The organism is Paraburkholderia sp. D15 (assembly GCF_029910215.1).
Classification (GTDB): Bacteria; Pseudomonadota; Gammaproteobacteria; order Burkholderiales; family Burkholderiaceae; genus Paraburkholderia.
Window position 1 is genome coordinate 1,726,731 of the sequence record NZ_CP110396.1, and the last position, 15,505, is coordinate 1,742,235.

The following is a 15,505-nucleotide window of genomic DNA, read 5'->3' on the forward strand; positions in this document are numbered from 1 at the left end:
TAGGCGGAATGGGCCTTATCACGGGGTGTTGTTTTTGACGAAAGTGCACAAGTATACAGAGCCCGAGGGATCCGGATCGTATTCGGTAGCAAGTACAGCGCCCGGCGGCGCGCTTCGGGGTGGGAACGCAATATCGGTATACTGGTCTATCCTGCTTTCGCCCCGGCTTACAAGGCTGGCGGCGCTTATTCCTTCAGCACTTCTTCAGCTTCTGGCGAGCGTATGAAACGTTATCTGTCTGCTTTTCTGGCTGCGGCCGTGGTGTCCACGGCGGCTTTTGCGCAAAGCGCGCCCGATGCCGTGGTAAAAAATGCCGTCGAAGGCACCGTCGCGGCGATGAAGGCCGATCCGCAGGCACGCGGCGGTGACATGGGCAAAATCACCCAGGTCGTGGAAACGCGTTTCCTGCCGGCCACGGATTTCCAGCGCACCACGCGCATCGCCGTCGGCAAGGCATGGTCGACCGCGACACCCGAACAGCAGAAGCAACTGTATGACCAGTTCACGTTGCTGCTGGTGCGGACTTACGCGGCCTCGCTGTCGCAACTGCGCGATCAGGACGTCAAGTTCAAGTTCCTGCCGGTAACGGCGGCGTCCGGCGCGAACGACATCGTCGTGCAGTCGCATGTGCTCAGCAACGGCGGCGACGATGCGATCGACTACCGGTTGACCAAAAGCGCGTCCGGCTGGAAGGTCTACGACATCAACATGATGGGCGCCTGGCTGATCCAGGTTTATCAGACGCAGTTCTCGGATCAGATCTCGAAGGGCGGCATCGACGGATTGATCAAATTCCTCACCGCGCATAACGCGCGGAGCGCCGGCTGACAATCTGAACGAGTCGCCTCGCTACGTTTAATCGTAGCGACGCGTACGGACAGCAAAAGAAAAAGCGCGGTAGCCAGAACCTGGCTGCCGCGCTTTTTTATGTCTTGAGAACGTGTGCGGCCGATCGGGGCAAGGCGGTGCAAAACCGCCTTGAACCGACCGCCCCGGCGCTCGCTTAGTGCGCCGCCGTTGCCGCCCGCACGCTCTTGCCCGTACCGGCGACCTTGATCTCTTCCAGCTTGATCTCGACGTGGCGCGAGAACACGTATTCGGCGGGACGTTGTTTGTCCAGCGGAATGTCCTTGGCGAATTCACCCGAGGTCTTCGGACCGCGCATGCTCACCTTCAGCGCCTTCAGCGGATTCGAGAACGTGTCCAGCACGGCGGTGGCTTCGAAACCGCAATGCACCATGCAGTCCGCGCACTTTTCGTAGTTGCCCGTGCCGTACTTTTCCCACTCCGTGGTTTCCATCAATTCCTTGAAGGTCTTCACGTAGCCTTCGCCGACCAGGTAGCACGGCTTCTGCCAGCCGAACACGGTGCGCGCCGGGTTGCCCCAAGGCGTGCATTCGTAGGTCTGGTTGCCGGCGAGGAAGTCGAGGAACATGTCCGACTGGCTGAACGACCAGTTCTTGCCGTTGTTGCCGCGCTTGAAGATTTCGCGGAACAGATGCTTGGTCTTGTCGCGGTTCAGGAAATGCTGCTGATCCGGCGCGCGCTCGTATGCATAGCCCGGCGAGACGGTGATGCCGTCCACGCCCATCGGGCCGAGCGTGTCGAAGAACGCGGCCACGCGTTCCGGCACGGCGTCGTTGAACAGCGTGCAGTTGATGTTCACGCGGAAACCGCGGCGCTTCGCTTCCTTGATCGCGGCGACGGCCTTGTCGTACACGCCGTCCTGCGACACCGAGTGATCGTGCGATTCGCGGTCGCCGTCGAGGTGAACCGACCAGACGAAATACGGATTCGGCTCGTAGTCGTCCATTTTCTTTTCCATCAGCAGCGCGTTCGTGCACAGGTACACGAACTTCTTGCGCGCCATGATGCCCTTCACGATCTCCGGCATTTCCTTGTGCAGCAGCGGTTCGCCGCCCGCGATCGAGACGATCGGCGCGCCGCATTCGTCGACGGCGCCGAGGCATTCTTCCAGCGACAGACGCTGATTCAGGATGGGATCCGGATAGTCGATCTTGCCGCAGCCATTGCAGGCAAGATTGCAGCGGAACAGAGGCTCCAGCATCAACGCGAGCGGGTAGCGTTTGTTGCGCGAGAGGTGCTGACGCATGATGTATGCGCCGACCCGGACTTTCTGTAGCAGCGGAATAGACAAGACGTCCTCCTTAAACTTCGCGCGCGGCGAGTGGTTGCATCAGTTTCGATGGCAACTTGAATTCGACTTTCTCTTCACGGCCCGACATCGTCGTGACATCGACGGGCCCCAATGCGCTCAACGCATCGATTACGTTTTTGACCATCTCTTCCGGCGCCGAGGCGCCGGCCGTGATGCCGACCGTCTGCACGTTCGCAAACCATTCCGGCTTCACTTCCGAACCGTCGGCGACGAGGTAGCTCGCCACGCCGCTTTCGCTGCCGATCTCGCGCAGCCGGTTCGAGTTCGAACTATTGGTCGCACCGACCACCAGCAGCACCTCGACCTGCTTGCTCAGTTCGCGCACCGCCGCCTGACGGTTTTGCGTGGCATAGCAGATGTCGCGCGTGTCCGGACCGACGATGTCGGTGAAGCGGCGCAGCAACGCGTCGATGATGCCGCGCGTGTCGTCCACCGACAGCGTGGTCTGCGTGACGTAGGCGAGCGGCGTGTCGAGCGGCAGATCCAGATGCGCGACTTCGGCTTCGCTCTGCACGAGCAGCACCTTGCCGGGAATCTGGCCGATCGTGCCTTCCACTTCCGGATGCCCGGCGTGGCCGATCAGAATCAGCGTGCGGCCCGCGCCGACATACTGGCGGCCCTGCACGTGCACCTTGGTGACGAGCGGGCAGGTTGCGTCGAGCACGTCGAGACCGCGTGCTTCCGCGTCGCGTTCGACGGTTTGCGCGACACCGTGCGCGCTGAAAATAGCGACCGCGCCTTGCGGCACTTCATCGAGTTCCTCGACGAAGCGCGCGCCTTTCTGGCGCAGGTTGTCGACCACGTGACGGTTGTGGACAATCTCGTGGCGGACGTACACGGGGGCGCCGTGTTGCTGTAACGCGCGATCGACGATCTCGATTGCGCGAACAACACCCGCACAAAAGCCGCGGGGTTGAGCAAGGATGACTCGCATAAGTTGGCGAACTCCGACTGACGCGGGCTTCGAAGAAGTCGGTAAGTTTGACTTTATCGCCGCGACCATCTAATTAGTTGACGTCTTGAGCCCCGGCGACAGCCGGTACAGCAAAACCAAACGCGCATTCTAACGCTATCAGGCCGGCTTTGCTTTGGCAGGCCCGCCCGCTGTTGGGCGGGCGCAGCAGCGCCGGCTTGGGGTCGGCGCCGATACCGGGTGCAGGCGGCAATCCTTACACGCTGCGCGGGTTTAGCGGAACCCTTAAACTACGTGGTCCTGCGGCGCGCTTAGGCGCCTGCATTACAGAATGGTTTCGAGACTCGCTGGATGGAAGTCGATCACCCCGAAAATTTTCCGGTCGCGAGCGTGCTGGTGCCGAAGGCGCTGCGCGCGCCCCTCGGCATTATCTATCAAGTCGTGCGCACGGCGGGCGACATCGTCGACGAGGGCGAATGGAGCGCCGCCGAGCGGCATACGCGTCTTGCCGACTTTCGCGCCGGTCTCGACGCGGTGGCCGCGCGTCGCGCGGCGCCGGTGCATCCGCTGCTGTTCGGCAAGCTCGCGGGCGTGGTCGCGCAATATAAACTGCCGCTCGCGCCGTTCTACGAGCTGTTGCGCGCATGCGCGCAGGACATCGACACCCGTCGTTACGCCGACCGCGCGGCGTTGCTCGACTATTGCCGGCAGTCGGCGCATCCGCTCGGGCATCTGATGCTGCATCTGATCGGCGCGGCCACCCCGGCGAATCTGGCCGATGCCGACGCGATCTGCACCGCGTCGCAATTGATCAGCTTCTGGCTGGAAGTGCCCGCCGACTGGAAGCAGGACCGGCTCTATCTGCCGCTCGCGGACCTGCAGCGTTTCGGCGTGACCGAGGCGCAGATCGCCGCCGGCCGCGTCGACGATAACTGGCGCGCGCTGATGGCGCATGAAGTCGGTTTCGTGCGGCAGACGCTGGTGCGCGGCGCGCCGCTCGCGTTGCGCATTCCGGGGCGGCTCGGTTTCGAGCTCTGCGGCGCCGTGCATGGCGGTCTGCGTTTTCTCGAACGCATCGAGCGCGCCGACTACGACGTGTTTCGCGAGCGGCCGGAACTCAATCTGTTTGACTGGTGCGTCGTCGCGGCGCGTACCGTGGTGATGTGGCTATCGCGACGCGTCGGCGTCGAGGCGCGTTCAATCGAGGGTAATGCTTAATGGCCGTGGTTCTGTTTCTTCTGTCGTGTCTTTCCCTGCTGATCTGGTGCGTGCTGCTGTTCGCGCGCGGCGGCTTCTGGCGCGCGCGGCCCGCCGCGCCGCTGCCGCTCGCGCCGCGCGACGCATGGCCGGCGGTCGCGGCGGTCGTGCCGGCGCGCAATGAAGTCGAGGTGATCGCCGAGGCGGTCACCAGCCTGCTGCAGCAGGATTATCCCGGCGCCTTTCACGTGATCGTGGTCGACGACCACAGCACCGACGGCACCGCCGACGCCGCGCGCGCCGCGGCGTTGCAGCTGCAATGCGCCGACCGTCTGACCGTGCTGAGCGCGAAGCCGCTGCCGCCGGGCTGGTCCGGCAAGGTGTGGGCGCAATCGCAGGGTATCGAGGCGGTGCGCACGCTCGGGCTGCCCGCAGATTTTCTGCTGCTGACCGACGCGGACATCGGCCATCCCGCGGATGCGGTCGCGCAACTCGTCGCGCGCGCGGAAGCCGAACAGCGCGACCTCGTCTCGCTGATGGTGCGTCTGCGTTGCGATTCCTTCTGGGAAAAGGCGCTGATTCCGGCGTTCGTGTTCTTCTTCGCCAAGCTGTACCCGTTCGCGTGGGTCAACAATCCGCGCAATCGCACGGCGGCGGCGGCCGGCGGCTGCATGCTGGTACGGCGTAGCGCGCTGGAAGAAGCGGGCGGCATCGAATCGATCCGCGCCGAACTGATCGACGATTGCAGTCTCGCCGCGCGCATCAAACATCGCGGTACGGGGCGGCATCCGATCCGGCTCGACGTGGCGGCGCGCAGCATTTCGCTGCGTCCGTACGATAGCTGGCGCGAGATCTGGAACATGATCGCGCGCACGGCCTTTACGCAATTGCACTACTCGCCGCTGCTGCTCGCGGGCACGCTGCTGGGCATGACGATCATCTATCTGATGCCGCCGGTCGCGGCGCTGGTGCTCGGTCCGACGGGCGGTCCCGCATGGCTCGCGTGGGCCGCCATGTGCTGCGCGTATGCGCCGATGCTCAGCTATTACCGTCGTTCGCCGCTGTGGGCGCCGTTCCTGCCGCTGATCGCGCTGTTCTACGTGAGCGCGACGCTCGGCTCGGCGGTGCGGTACTGGCGCGGCAAGGGCGGTCAGTGGAAGGCACGGGTTCAGGCGCCCGTGCAGGAGCGCTGACGCGGCTTCGCGGTTCGTAACGCTTGAAGAAGAAATGGCGCCCGTGGGCGCCATTTTCATTTGCTCTGCGTGAGCATCATGTAGAGCTGAATCACCATGTCCGGCGAGAACGTGAACGGCACCCAGCCGTGGCCCGTATGCCGCATGACCAGCAGGCGGTCGCCGTTCGACTGCTTCTGCACCGCCATCACCGGATTCTTCGTTGAGACGAAGCGCCAGCCTGGCGGAATGCCGGGCGGCGGTTCCGGCGTCATCGATGCGCGCGCGTTCGACAGTTCCTCGATCAGCTTGCCGACCTGATCCGGACGCAGCGCGACCGTCTGACCGCCGATCGTCATGGTGATTTCGTTTTGCGCGGGGCGGTTGATTTCGAGCGTCGGCTGGAGATGTTCGGCTGGGGCTTCTTGCGAAGGTGCGGCCGGCTCTTGCTGCTCTTGCCGCTCTTGCGGTTGCGCGGCTTCCGGCTCGACGACGGCGCTTTCAGCCACGGCGCTGTCGGCCGCCGCTGTATCGGCTTGAGTATCGGGCTGAACGTCGGCCTGACCGTCGGCCTGAGCGTGCGTTGCATGCGCGACCGGTTCCGCCGACGCTTGCGGCGCGGCGTTCGATGCGGATGACTCGGGATGATTTTCGGCCTGCGTGGCCACGACAGCCTGAATGAGCTGATCGACGCCCATTTCCAGCGCGCCGAGCTGTTCGTGAAGATTCATGCGAGGTTTCTCTGGTAAGACCTACGATTTTAACTGCTGCGCGTAGGCTTTTACCTGCCGCAAACACAGTGACGTTGTAACAAAATGCTCGCTGCCGCGCCGCTTTGCCGGGCGCAAGTGCGGGCGCGGATGCGCCGGCGAGCCAGGCCGTGTGACTGGCTGCTTGATGGACTGCCTGACAGACCGCCTGAGAGGCCGCCTGAGCGGATGCGCACCCCCAACCAGCGTCGAGCGGCCGATCAGAGCTTCAGATAGCCCGCTTGCCTGAACCAGTCGAGCGCATCGCTCAAGCCTTCGCGATAGGGCCGCGCGCGGTAGCCAAGCTCGCGCTCGGCTTTCGCCGACGTGAAGTACATCTTGTTCTTCGACATCTTCAGACCGTCGACGGTGACGAACGGTTCGCGTTTCGTGATCTTCGCGACCGCTTCGGCGCCCATCGCGAGCGGATACAGCGGCCAGCGCGGCAAGCTCAGCGTCGGCGCCTTGCGGCCGGTCAGCGCGGCGATGTCCGCGAGCATCTGCTGCAAGGGCAGGTTTTCCCCGCCGAGGATGTAGCGCTCGCCGATCTTGCCGCGTTCGAGCGCGAGAAAATGGCCGGCGGCCACGTCGTCGACGTGCACGAGATTCAGGCCCGTATCGACGAACGCGGGAATCTTGCCGAGCGCCGCTTCGACGATGATGCGGCCGGTCGGCGTCGGCTTCACGTCGCGCGGACCGATCGGCGTGGACGGATTGACGATCACGGCCGGCAAGCCGTCCTCGGCAATCATGCGTTCCACCGCGCGCTCCGCGAGCACCTTGCTGCGCTTGTACACGCCGATCGCCTGGTCGGCCTTGAGCGGCGAGGTTTCGTCGGCGGACTGACCGGAACTCGTGACCTTCAACGTCGCCACGCTGCTCGTATAGACGATGCGTTCCACGCCTTCCTTCAGCGCCGCGCGCATGGTCGCCTCGGTGCCCTCGAGATTCGAGCGTTCGATCTCGCTCGGGTCCGGCGCCCACAAACGATAATCCGCCGCCACGTGCAGCAGATAACGCACGCCGCGCAGCGCGACGCGCATCGACGCTTCGTCGCGCATATCGCCGACGACGATTTCCGCGTTCAACGCCTCGACGTTCTGACGCGGACTGGTGGCGCGCACCAGCACGCGCACCTTGAAGCCTTTCTGCTGCGCGATGCGCGCCACCGACGAGCCGACGAAGCCGGACGCGCCGGTCACGAGCACGAGATCGCGATTCTGTTCGCTCATTGCGTTCCAATTCCCTGCATGAAGTCGACGGATTGTACGTGGCGCGGGGGCCGTGTGTCGCGTGAGCGGGTGCAACACGCAAAAGACGGCGAATGGACGGACTTTGCCGAGCAGGCGTAGTCAAGCGAGCTTAGAATGCCCGCTTGAAAAGTTGACAGGAGAAACCGGCATGTCCCCAGATCTGGATGAGCGGATCGAAACGTATTACGTGCGGGTGCGCGGCACCGTGCAAGGCGTCGGCTTTCGTCACGCGACCGTGCGCCAGGCGCACGCGCTCGGCATCAAGGGCTGGGTCGCGAATCTCGACGACGGTTCCGTCGAAGCGATGCTGCAGGGCGCGGCCAATCAGGTCGACCGGATGCTGTCGTGGTTGCGGCATGGGCCGCCGGCGGCGCGCGTCACCGAAGTCGCCGGCGAGGAGCGCGCGACCGAAAAGCGCTACGAGCGCTTCGAGCAACACTGAGCGGACGAAGGGCGCGCGTCGGCACGCGACATCAATCACGCACGTGACCGCCCCTGCGCCCGAGCCGTGGTGAACAACGGCTGTTCAACCGTCGTTCGACATCAACGCGCCACCAGCAAACTTTCCGCGAAACCCCATTCGTCCTCGACCCACTGATGACTGCACGTGAAGCCGGCGGCGTCGGCGATCGCGGGCATTTCGTCGGCGCGGTATTTGTGGCTGCTTTCGGTCCAGATCGTTTCGCCCGCCTTCAGCGACACCGTCAACTTCGCGGCGCCGACCTGCGCCGTGATATCGCGCTTCGCGCGCAAATGCATTTCGATGCTGCGCGCGTCCGGGTTGAAACGCGCGACGTGCTCGAACGCTTCCAGCGGAAAATCGCCGTCGAGTTCGCGGTTGATGCGCGCAAGCAGATTCAGATTGAACGAGGCGGTCACGCCGACCGCATCGTCGTATGCGGCGATCAGCACGGGCGTCGGCTTGATCAGATCGGTGCCGAGCAATAGCGCATCGCCGGGGGCGAGCATGTTGCGGATGTCGCGCAGAAAACGGGTCGCCGCGAGCCGGCCGAAATTGCCGATCGTGCTGCCGAGAAACAGCACCAGCAGCCGTTCGTCCGACTTGCGGTTCTGGCTGACTTCCGCCAGACCCGCAAGATAATCGCGCTCGTAACCCACGATCGAAATGCGTTCGATGTCGCCAAGCTCGCGCCGGCACAACTGCAATGCGCTGCGCGAAATTTCAATCGGGCAGTAGGAAGTGGGGCGCTTTTTACACAACGCTTCGAGAATACGCCGCGTTTTGCGGCCGCTGCCGCTGCCGAGTTCCGCGACGGTCACGTCGTGCGGCAAATGGGCGACGATGTCGGCGGCGTGCTTCGTCAGTAGCCGCTCCTCGGCGCGCGTCACGCCGTATTCGGGCAGCACGGTGATCACTTCGAAGAGGGCCGAGCCCACTTCGTCATACAGATACTTGGACGGCAATTCCTTTTGCGGCGTATGCGTGAGCCCCGCGCGGACGTCGGCGGCGAAGGTGGAACGGAAGTCGGGTGAGGCGTCGTGCGAGAGGGCTGGCTGGGTCATGTTGGCTCCAGTAGTCACATTCGATGAGCGGGTGCGCTGGCCAGATGGCGGCGTGCGGGTCGGCGCGCCGTGAAGCGCGCCGCGTGGGAGGAGGGCGGTGAGCGACTGCCTGTCTTCGTAGCAAGATTCGCGCACGCGCCGGATAAAACCTTGGCGCTCGGGTTTTGCGCGTGAAGTTATGTTCTAGTGCATCGATGCTTGATGCGCACAGAATAATTTACGGGGTGAGCATGACGCTCGACGTGCGACCCTCGCGCGTCTGCTGTTTTCCGACCCTTACACGCCCGTTACGCTTAAGCGTCTAGAATGCCGGCTGCCCTTGTGGATCGCGTAAGACAAAACGACGGCCACCGGAAATTGCGGCGCGAAACGATGCGCCCTACCGCGTTGCCCGCTCGAAAGACATCACCACCGCTCATGAAAACGTCCAACGCCGCGCGCCCAAATGCTGCGCTGCAAATTCATCCTCTCGCGCCGCTCTGTGCGTTCGCCGTGCATTTCCTGACAAGCTCGACTCCGCAGGCCGCGCGATGAACGCCTACGACCCGAAACGAGGTATCGCGTTGTCGGTGGGCGCCTCCACGCTGTTTGCGCTGCTGTCCGCGTACGCCACGCTGCTCGCGCCGCTGAACGGTCTCGACATCTTCGCGTGGCGCGTCATCTGGACGGTGCCCGGCGCGCTGCTGCTGGTGGCGTTGCGCAAGCGTCTACCGATTCTCCGTCAGCTTCTTGACCGCATGGTGACGCAGCCCAGGCTCGGTGTCGCCATGATCGTCAGCGCGGCGTTGCTCGGCGTGCAGCTTTGGGTGTTTCTTTGGGCGCCGCTGCATGGCCGCATGCTCGAAGTGTCGCTCGGCTATTTCCTGCTGCCGTTGACGATGGTGCTGGTCGGGCGCTTCTACTACCACGAACGCCTCGACGGCTTGCAGTGGCTGGCCGTCGCGTGCGCGGCGGTGGGTGTCGGTCATGAGTTGTGGGTGACCGGCGCTTTTTCGTGGCCGACCTTGCTGGTCGCGCTCGGCTATCCGCCGTACTTCGTGTTGCGCCGCAAGATCAATCAGGATTCGCTCGCCATGTTCACGGTCGAAATGGCGCTGCTGTTGCCGGCCGCGATCGTCTTCGTGGTCAGCGGCGGCTCGCTGGCGAAGATCGGCGGTCGTCTCGACATGTGGTGTTTGCTGCTGCCGGGGCTCGGCGCGTTGAGCACGCTGGCGCTGGCGTCGTATCTGAAGGCAAGCCGTCTGTTGCCGGTCGCGCTGTTCGGCATTCTCGGTTACGTCGAGCCGGTGCTGCTCGTGCTCGTGTCGATCTTGCTGCTAGGCGAATCCTTGAGCGCGACGCAGTTGGCCACTTACATCCCGATCTGGATCGCGGTCGCGTTGACCGGCTTGCATAGCGTGAGGCTGATGCGGTTCGCGCCGAATTGATTCGATTTTGATTCGATTCCCGTCCGGCGAGCGGTGATGCGTCACCGGTGCGCCGCTGCCGGTTGCGGATTGATCCGTGTCGGCCCGACTTCCGCTTCGATCGCCTCGCGCAATGCGGGCCGCCAGCCGAAGCCGAACAACGCTTCCGCAAGCACGAACAGCGGTCCGATCATCAGCCCGATCAGATCGTCGACGAAGGCCGGCTTGCGATGTTCGTACGCGATATGCCCGATGAACTGAAACACCCAACCGATAAAAAACAGCCCGATGCCGGTCGCGATCCACGCGAGCGTGGACATCGCCGCGATCCACTGGCCGAAGGCGAGGCAGAACGCCGAGAAGATCGCCATCATCAGCCCGAGCGGGACGTCGAGCACGAGGTAATAGAGCGTGGCCGCGACGAACAACACCCACGCCGGCGACAACACGAAAGGCAATGCACCGACGGCGAAAGCGGGACGGCTCAGTAATACGCCGAGCGCCACCACGATCATCGGAATGCCGACGAAGTGCGTGGCGATGTTGCGCCGGTCGCGATGATAGGCCGCGTATTGCGTTAGCTGCTGGGTCAGCGTTCTCATGGGTGCCGTTCCTCCGTGAAAGTCAGCATAATCGCGGGCAGCGGAATTTCAAACCATCGGGTAGCCGACAATCGGGCACGGATGCCGTCCTATGACAGAGAGTCTTTCCTCGAATGAACTGGCCGCCGTGCTGGCGCGCAGCGTCTGGTTCCGCTCGGCGCCCGCGGCCATGCAGGCGCAGTTGATCGAAGCGGGGCGGGTCGAGCGTCTCGCCGCGAGGCAGCGCCTCTTCACGCGCGGCGATGCCGACGACGGCCTCTACTGTTTGCTCGACGGACTCGTGCGGATCGGCGCGGCGAGCGCATCGGGCAAGGAAGCGCTGCTCGCCGTGATCGAACCGGTGAACTGGTTCGGCGAGATCGCGCTGTTCGACAACCGGCCGCGAACCCACGACGCGTATGCCGAGCGTGAGTCGGTGCTGTTTCATTTGCCGCGTGCGGCGCTTGCCGCGTTGCTCGAACGCACGCCCGCGTATTGGCATGTGTTCGGTTTGCTGTTGACGCAAAAGCTGCGTCTCGCCTTCGATGCGATCGAGGAAGCCGCGTTATTGCCCGCCGCGCCGCGCGTGGCGCGCCGCTTGTTGTTGATGGCGGGCGGCTATCCCGGTGCTCACCACGAGGCCAACTCGCCGGACGGCTTGCGGCGCGTGCTCAAAGTCCCGCAGGAAGATCTGGCGATGATGCTGGCGCTGTCGCGACAGACCATCAATCAGGTGCTCAAGCAGTTCGAAACGCAAGGGGCGTTGAAGCTGGGTTACGCCGAGATCGAAATCGTCGATGCGAAGAAGTTGAGCGCGTTGGCGGATCTGGATCGCGCCGGCTCAGGCGATTGAGTTGGTAAAGACGTGGGTGATCGGGGCGGCGTTTGAAGAAGGCAACGCGCGATTCGTCACTCACGAGAAGAACGCGAAGGGCAGCGTGGCGGCGAGATAAACCGCGATTCCCATCGACGGTAAACCCACGGCGATCGCGATCGCGGCGACGGTGCCGCTCGCGACCGACAACACCACTTTGCGCCGCCCGGCCGCCTGCCTTCGTACAAGCGATGCGCGATGCGAGCGATCGCTGGCACTGAGCGGCGGCGCGGCAGCATTCTCACGGATGTTCAGACTGGACATGATGACCTCCTGGTGATCGATCGTTGCAGTCTGACATCGCTGAAATATCGGGTGCCTTAATAAGGCACTACGTGGCGCAAAAGATGTGTAAATGGGCGCCCCGCGTGTGCCCTGCCTGTGCCCTGCGTGCGCCCCGTCTCGTCCGGTCGGTCAGATCAGCGTCTCCGCAAACTCCTCGCGCAGATCGTGCAAACGGTCGCGTGCCGTGCGCAAGCGGTCGACGAGTTGCGCCGACGCCCGCGTGATCGGCATGCGGGTTTCGTCGCTGATCGGATGATCGAACGCCAGCATCGCCTTGATTGCCGATGGATTGGGCGCGGCGAACAGCAGCCGCAACACCGGCAGCAAACTGGCGAACAGCGTGCGCGCATCCGTCGCGCGATCGTCGGCGATCAACGCCTGCACCGCCGCGAGCAAATCCCCGCACACATGCGCGCTGGCCAGAATGCCGCCGGTGCCGCCGTGATGCAGACAGTCGTCGAACGCTTCGTCGGTGCCGCACAGAACGCTGATCGGCACGGCGCCGAGTGGTTCGAAGTGCTCTTTCACGCACTCCTTGATCGCGACGATGTTGTCGTGCTCGACGAGTCGCGCGACCGTCTCCGGCGCAATCGTCGCGCCCGTGCGATGCGGGACGTCGTAGAGCACGAGTGGACGTCCGGTGGCGAGCGCCACCTGCTCGAAATGCCAGCGCACGCCGGCTTGATCCGGACATACGTACGATGGCGCGGACACCAGATAGCCCGCGCAATCCCAGTGCTCGTAGCGCTGGATATCGTGCAGCACGTCGCGCGTATTCGATCCGCCGACGCCGATCAGCATCGGCAGACGCCCGCCGATCACTTCGGTCAGCGCCTGCAGCACGGCGAGGCGTTCGGCTTCCTGTAACAACGCGGCTTCGCCCGTGGTCGACAGCGCGACGAAGCCGCTGATCTCGCTGCGCAGGTAGTGATCGGCGAGACGCTGCAACGCGTCGATGTCGACTTCGCCGTTGCGCATCGGCGTGACGATCGGCAACCAGATTCCGGAGAACATGATCAACGCCCTCTCGCGGCCGCGTTGCGACGCTTCACGGGGCCGATCAACGCGGCGGGCAGCGTCGAGATCAACGTGTGCAACGTAAAGTCGAGATCGTCGTAGGCGATGTCGAGTTGCACGCTGTCTTCCTCGCGGCCGGTTTCGGTGCTGACGACGTACACGCCGAGCGGCGAGTGAAGCAACGCGCGCAGTTGCGTGCCGGATGGATGGTGCGGGAGATGGGGAAGACCGACCTGCAAGCGCACACGCCCCGACGGAAACGGAATGACGTTGTTGCGCTTGTGAACCTGCGGAGCGTTGAACGACTGCGGTTGCTGCGCGAAGCTATCGATGGTTTGTGTGAGTGCCATTTAATCCGGCGTTCGTCGACGCCATGGTTGATCAAGACAGTTCGAGATTAGTCTTCCGTACGTAAACGCAGTGCAAAAATTCTCGCGTCGATCGAAAAAATCGTGCGGTGTCGCGTGTCGCGTACTGTGCGCTGTACTGATGGCGTCGAGACCCGCGTAGTGCCCGGCGCGCGACGCGCATAAAAAAAGGCGAGTCCTTGGACTCGCCCTCCCTGAACGGCACGGTGCGGCTTCGATTAGCGACACCTTTATGGCCGATGCGTGCCGGAACCGATCACGTGTTATTGCGTCTTCGTCGTGTCGGTCGTTGCGCCGTCGGCTTTGGCCGGGGCAGTGCTGGCCTCTTTCGCGCTCTCCGTCTTAGTCTTTGCGGCGCTCGTTTCGGTGGTGGTCTTCTTGACGGCCTTGTGCGGCTTTGCCGTGTGATGCGCGGCAACCTTCTTCACGTGCGACTTGCCCGTCGCCTTCGTCGACTTGGCCGGCGCTTTCGCCGAGGCCGCGCCGTCGTCCGGTGCGCCGGTTTGCACGGCGGTGCTGGCCTTCAGGTTCGCTTGACCGGCAGATTGGGTCTGCGCGGCTTGTGCCGGTTGTGTAGCGGCCGGTGCGGCAGGTGCCGCCGTTTGAGCGAATGCCGTCGACACGACGAGAGCGGAAGCGAGTGCGGCGAAAAGCGTCTTCATGGTGTTACTCCTGGTTGAATCGGTGGATTCTTTTTTCGCGGCTGATTATGTTCAGCGCTGCCGGTTTAACGCTGGCCGGAAGACAGGAGTTGACGACGCGATGGTGACAAAACGTAACGGCTGAAACATGTGGCGAGGGCGATGAGGTCGCTCGCGAACTGGCCAGCCAGTTCGCGAGCATCGCTTTACACAATGACCTGACTCACCATCTCACTGAAACGGATTCCGAACCACTCCCGGCTTCGCATCCGGTTCATCCTTCACCTTCGCCGGCAAATTCGCTTGCGCCTGCAACGCGGCGACGATCGCATCCACCGCCTCCTTCAGCGCCAACGCCGCCTTCAGCCCGCGTTGATCCTGCGTCAGTTCCAGCGAGCCGTTCAGCACCACGCGCGTCGTGCCGTTGCTGAGCGTGAAACCGTCGCCCTGGATGTTGAGCACGTCGTCGTCGTTCGAATAGGGTTTAAACACCTTTGAGTCCTCCCGGTCGCTGATCTTTGAGGTTTTCCGGAATGCCCGGAAAGCGGATGCCCGATGCGGCTTCGAGTTCGTGAATCGACTTGATGTCGTAGCGGTTCGTCGACACGTTGTCCACCGTCACCGCGAATGCGAGTTTGCGCGACGGCACGTAGACGACCTTGAACAACTGCGTCGGCACGAACACGCGCGTCGACCCGATGGTCTGCAACTGCTGGCCGTTGAACATCGGGCCGGTGACCACGTACGTATCGTCGTACGACATCGCGAGCTTGCGCACCGCCGTTTCGATACGTGCCCACAGGCGCTGATTGTTCTCGCGGTTCTGCGGCACGACATTGGCCAGCGAGAACGATTGTGCCATCGCTTCCTGGTTCCAGCGGTTGCCCGCGGGGCTCATGTGGCCGCGGTCAAAACCGCTGCGCTTGTAGTCCGCGAGCGTCGCGCCTTCGCCATCGGGCAAACGCGCATCTTCGAAAAACTTGTTGGTGCGCACCATGTCTTTTGCCGCTTCGATATGGTCGCGCGTCAGATGTTCCGCCGACCACAGCGGACCGTGCGTGAGACCCGAATGCAACACCGCGAAATCGCTATAGCAAAGCATGCGCGTTTTCGGCGCCATCTTCTGATTGGTCAGAACCGGCCATTGCGCGTTCGGTGTGAATTCGGTACAGGAAGGCGCTGCGTTCGCGTGAGCGGCGACAGCGAATAACAGACAGGCAAACCACTTCTTCATGTGTCGTTCGGTCGAGGGATGGGGGCGCAAGTATAGCGTTGCGGGCGTGCATCCAGCGACGTGAAACAGCGTGAAAAAGCAGAGACATGCGGCGAGTGTGGAGACCCGCCGT

Annotated in this window: 18 protein-coding genes; 6 read left to right on the forward strand and 12 right to left on the reverse strand. The window is 63.4% G+C overall.

Annotated elements, in window-relative coordinates; genetic code table 11:
- Window positions 1-222 precede the first annotated feature (222 nt).
- Complete coding sequence (locus LFL96_RS27555) at window positions 223-828, forward strand: ABC transporter substrate-binding protein (RefSeq protein WP_281001054.1); 606 nt, start codon at window positions 223-225, stop codon at window positions 826-828.
- Window positions 829-1,003: 175 nt separating this feature from the next.
- Here the strand turns inward: LFL96_RS27555 and hpnH are convergent, their stop codons facing one another.
- A complete protein-coding gene (gene hpnH, locus LFL96_RS27560; RefSeq protein WP_281001056.1) occupies window positions 1,004-2,158 on the reverse strand; it encodes an adenosyl-hopene transferase HpnH in 1,155 nt (384 codons plus the stop codon).
- Window positions 2,159-2,168: 10 nt separating this feature from the next.
- On the reverse strand, window positions 2,169-3,113 hold the full coding sequence (ispH, locus tag LFL96_RS27565; RefSeq protein ID WP_281001058.1) for a 4-hydroxy-3-methylbut-2-enyl diphosphate reductase: 945 nt from the start codon (window positions 3,111-3,113) through the stop codon (window positions 2,169-2,171).
- 330 nt (window positions 3,114-3,443) lie between these two features.
- Between ispH and hpnC the strand changes: the two genes are divergently transcribed.
- Window positions 3,444-4,310, forward strand: a complete 867-nt coding sequence (gene hpnC, locus LFL96_RS27570; RefSeq protein ID WP_281001060.1) for a squalene synthase HpnC — start codon at window positions 3,444-3,446, stop codon at window positions 4,308-4,310.
- Complete coding sequence (locus LFL96_RS27575; RefSeq protein WP_281001062.1) at window positions 4,310-5,482, forward strand: glycosyltransferase; 1,173 nt, start codon at window positions 4,310-4,312, stop codon at window positions 5,480-5,482. The genes hpnC and LFL96_RS27575 overlap by 1 nt, the downstream gene beginning before the upstream one ends.
- A gap of 56 nt (window positions 5,483-5,538) precedes the next feature.
- On the opposite strand, the gene LFL96_RS27580 is transcribed toward LFL96_RS27575, so the two are convergent.
- Both LFL96_RS27580 and hpnA read right to left on the reverse strand, forming a co-directional pair.
- Window positions 5,539-6,192: a hypothetical protein gene (locus LFL96_RS27580; RefSeq protein WP_281001064.1), complete on the reverse strand. Its 654-nt coding sequence runs from the start codon at window positions 6,190-6,192 to the stop codon at window positions 5,539-5,541.
- A gap of 239 nt (window positions 6,193-6,431) precedes the next feature.
- Window positions 6,432-7,442 carry a hopanoid-associated sugar epimerase gene (gene hpnA, locus LFL96_RS27585; protein WP_281001066.1) on the reverse strand — a complete coding sequence of 337 codons (1,011 nt, stop codon included), beginning with the start codon at window positions 7,440-7,442 and terminating at the stop codon, window positions 6,432-6,434.
- A 169-nt stretch (window positions 7,443-7,611) separates the two neighbouring features.
- On the opposite strand from hpnA, the gene LFL96_RS27590 reads away from it, so the two are divergent.
- Window positions 7,612-7,905 carry an acylphosphatase gene (locus LFL96_RS27590; protein ID WP_281001068.1) on the forward strand — a complete coding sequence of 98 codons (294 nt, stop codon included), beginning with the start codon at window positions 7,612-7,614 and terminating at the stop codon, window positions 7,903-7,905.
- A 101-nt stretch (window positions 7,906-8,006) separates the two neighbouring features.
- Here the strand turns inward: LFL96_RS27590 and egtD are convergent, their stop codons facing one another.
- Window positions 8,007-8,987 carry an L-histidine N(alpha)-methyltransferase gene (egtD, locus tag LFL96_RS27595; RefSeq protein ID WP_281001069.1) on the reverse strand — a complete coding sequence of 327 codons (981 nt, stop codon included), beginning with the start codon at window positions 8,985-8,987 and terminating at the stop codon, window positions 8,007-8,009.
- Window positions 8,988-9,517: 530 nt separating this feature from the next.
- On the opposite strand from egtD, the gene rarD reads away from it, so the two are divergent.
- Window positions 9,518-10,414, forward strand: coding sequence for an EamA family transporter RarD (gene rarD / locus LFL96_RS27600; protein WP_281001070.1), 897 nt, complete (start codon window positions 9,518-9,520; stop codon window positions 10,412-10,414).
- Between the two features lie 41 nt (window positions 10,415-10,455).
- Here rarD and LFL96_RS27605 read toward each other — a convergent pair whose 3' ends face one another.
- Window positions 10,456-10,995, reverse strand: a complete 540-nt coding sequence (locus LFL96_RS27605) for an Mpo1-like protein (RefSeq protein ID WP_281001071.1) — start codon at window positions 10,993-10,995, stop codon at window positions 10,456-10,458.
- A gap of 91 nt (window positions 10,996-11,086) precedes the next feature.
- On the opposite strand from LFL96_RS27605, the gene LFL96_RS27610 reads away from it, so the two are divergent.
- Window positions 11,087-11,827 (forward strand): Crp/Fnr family transcriptional regulator, encoded by a 741-nt coding sequence (locus tag LFL96_RS27610; RefSeq protein WP_281001072.1) that lies wholly within the window; start codon window positions 11,087-11,089, stop codon window positions 11,825-11,827.
- Window positions 11,828-11,887: 60 nt separating this feature from the next.
- On the opposite strand, the gene LFL96_RS27615 is transcribed toward LFL96_RS27610, so the two are convergent.
- The 6 genes from LFL96_RS27615 to LFL96_RS27640 all read right to left on the reverse strand — a co-directional run bounded on the left by LFL96_RS27615 (window position 11,888) and on the right by LFL96_RS27640 (window position 15,393).
- On the reverse strand, window positions 11,888-12,112 hold the full coding sequence (locus LFL96_RS27615) for a hypothetical protein (protein WP_281001073.1): 225 nt from the start codon (window positions 12,110-12,112) through the stop codon (window positions 11,888-11,890).
- 150 nt (window positions 12,113-12,262) lie between these two features.
- On the reverse strand, window positions 12,263-13,147 hold the full coding sequence (locus LFL96_RS27620; RefSeq protein WP_281001074.1) for a 4-hydroxy-tetrahydrodipicolinate synthase: 885 nt from the start codon (window positions 13,145-13,147) through the stop codon (window positions 12,263-12,265).
- A 2-nt stretch (window positions 13,148-13,149) separates the two neighbouring features.
- The gene (locus LFL96_RS27625) at window positions 13,150-13,500 is read right to left on the reverse strand and encodes a hypothetical protein (protein WP_281001075.1); all 351 of its coding nucleotides are present in this window, start codon (window positions 13,498-13,500) and stop codon (window positions 13,150-13,152) included.
- A 281-nt stretch (window positions 13,501-13,781) separates the two neighbouring features.
- Window positions 13,782-14,180 carry a hypothetical protein gene (locus LFL96_RS27630; RefSeq protein WP_281001076.1) on the reverse strand — a complete coding sequence of 133 codons (399 nt, stop codon included), beginning with the start codon at window positions 14,178-14,180 and terminating at the stop codon, window positions 13,782-13,784.
- 210 nt (window positions 14,181-14,390) lie between these two features.
- Complete coding sequence (locus LFL96_RS27635) at window positions 14,391-14,651, reverse strand: hypothetical protein (protein WP_281001077.1); 261 nt, start codon at window positions 14,649-14,651, stop codon at window positions 14,391-14,393.
- A complete protein-coding gene (locus tag LFL96_RS27640) occupies window positions 14,644-15,393 on the reverse strand; it encodes a DNA/RNA non-specific endonuclease (protein WP_281001078.1) in 750 nt (249 codons plus the stop codon). Before LFL96_RS27640 ends, LFL96_RS27635 begins: the two co-directional genes overlap by 8 nt.
- Window positions 15,394-15,505 lie beyond the last annotated feature (112 nt).

Bases quoted from the DNA above. Each gene is read 5' to 3' on its own strand.
- LFL96_RS27630 (WP_281001076.1), bottom strand. From the start codon at position 14,180: ATGAAGACGCTTTTCGCCGCACTCGCTTCCGCTCTCGTCGTGTCGACG.
- LFL96_RS27615 (WP_281001073.1), bottom strand. From the start codon at position 12,112: ATGTCCAGTCTGAACATCCGTGAGAATGCTGCCGCGCCGCCGCTCAGT.
- ispH (WP_281001058.1), bottom strand. From the start codon at position 3,113: ATGCGAGTCATCCTTGCTCAACCCCGCGGCTTTTGTGCGGGTGTTGTT.
- LFL96_RS27610 (WP_281001072.1), top strand. From the start codon at position 11,087: ATGACAGAGAGTCTTTCCTCGAATGAACTGGCCGCCGTGCTGGCGCGC.
- LFL96_RS27620 (WP_281001074.1), bottom strand. From the start codon at position 13,147: ATGTTCTCCGGAATCTGGTTGCCGATCGTCACGCCGATGCGCAACGGC.
- LFL96_RS27640 (WP_281001078.1), bottom strand. From the start codon at position 15,393: ATGAAGAAGTGGTTTGCCTGTCTGTTATTCGCTGTCGCCGCTCACGCG.
- hpnC (WP_281001060.1), top strand. From the start codon at position 3,444: ATGGAAGTCGATCACCCCGAAAATTTTCCGGTCGCGAGCGTGCTGGTG.
- LFL96_RS27590 (WP_281001068.1), top strand. From the start codon at position 7,612: ATGTCCCCAGATCTGGATGAGCGGATCGAAACGTATTACGTGCGGGTG.
- LFL96_RS27580 (WP_281001064.1), bottom strand. From the start codon at position 6,192: ATGAATCTTCACGAACAGCTCGGCGCGCTGGAAATGGGCGTCGATCAG.
- LFL96_RS27605 (WP_281001071.1), bottom strand. From the start codon at position 10,995: ATGAGAACGCTGACCCAGCAGCTAACGCAATACGCGGCCTATCATCGC.
- LFL96_RS27575 (WP_281001062.1), top strand. From the start codon at position 4,310: ATGGCCGTGGTTCTGTTTCTTCTGTCGTGTCTTTCCCTGCTGATCTGG.
- rarD (WP_281001070.1), top strand. From the start codon at position 9,518: ATGAACGCCTACGACCCGAAACGAGGTATCGCGTTGTCGGTGGGCGCC.
- hpnA (WP_281001066.1), bottom strand. From the start codon at position 7,442: ATGAGCGAACAGAATCGCGATCTCGTGCTCGTGACCGGCGCGTCCGGC.
- egtD (WP_281001069.1), bottom strand. From the start codon at position 8,987: ATGACCCAGCCAGCCCTCTCGCACGACGCCTCACCCGACTTCCGTTCC.
- LFL96_RS27625 (WP_281001075.1), bottom strand. From the start codon at position 13,500: ATGGCACTCACACAAACCATCGATAGCTTCGCGCAGCAACCGCAGTCG.
- LFL96_RS27555 (WP_281001054.1), top strand. From the start codon at position 223: ATGAAACGTTATCTGTCTGCTTTTCTGGCTGCGGCCGTGGTGTCCACG.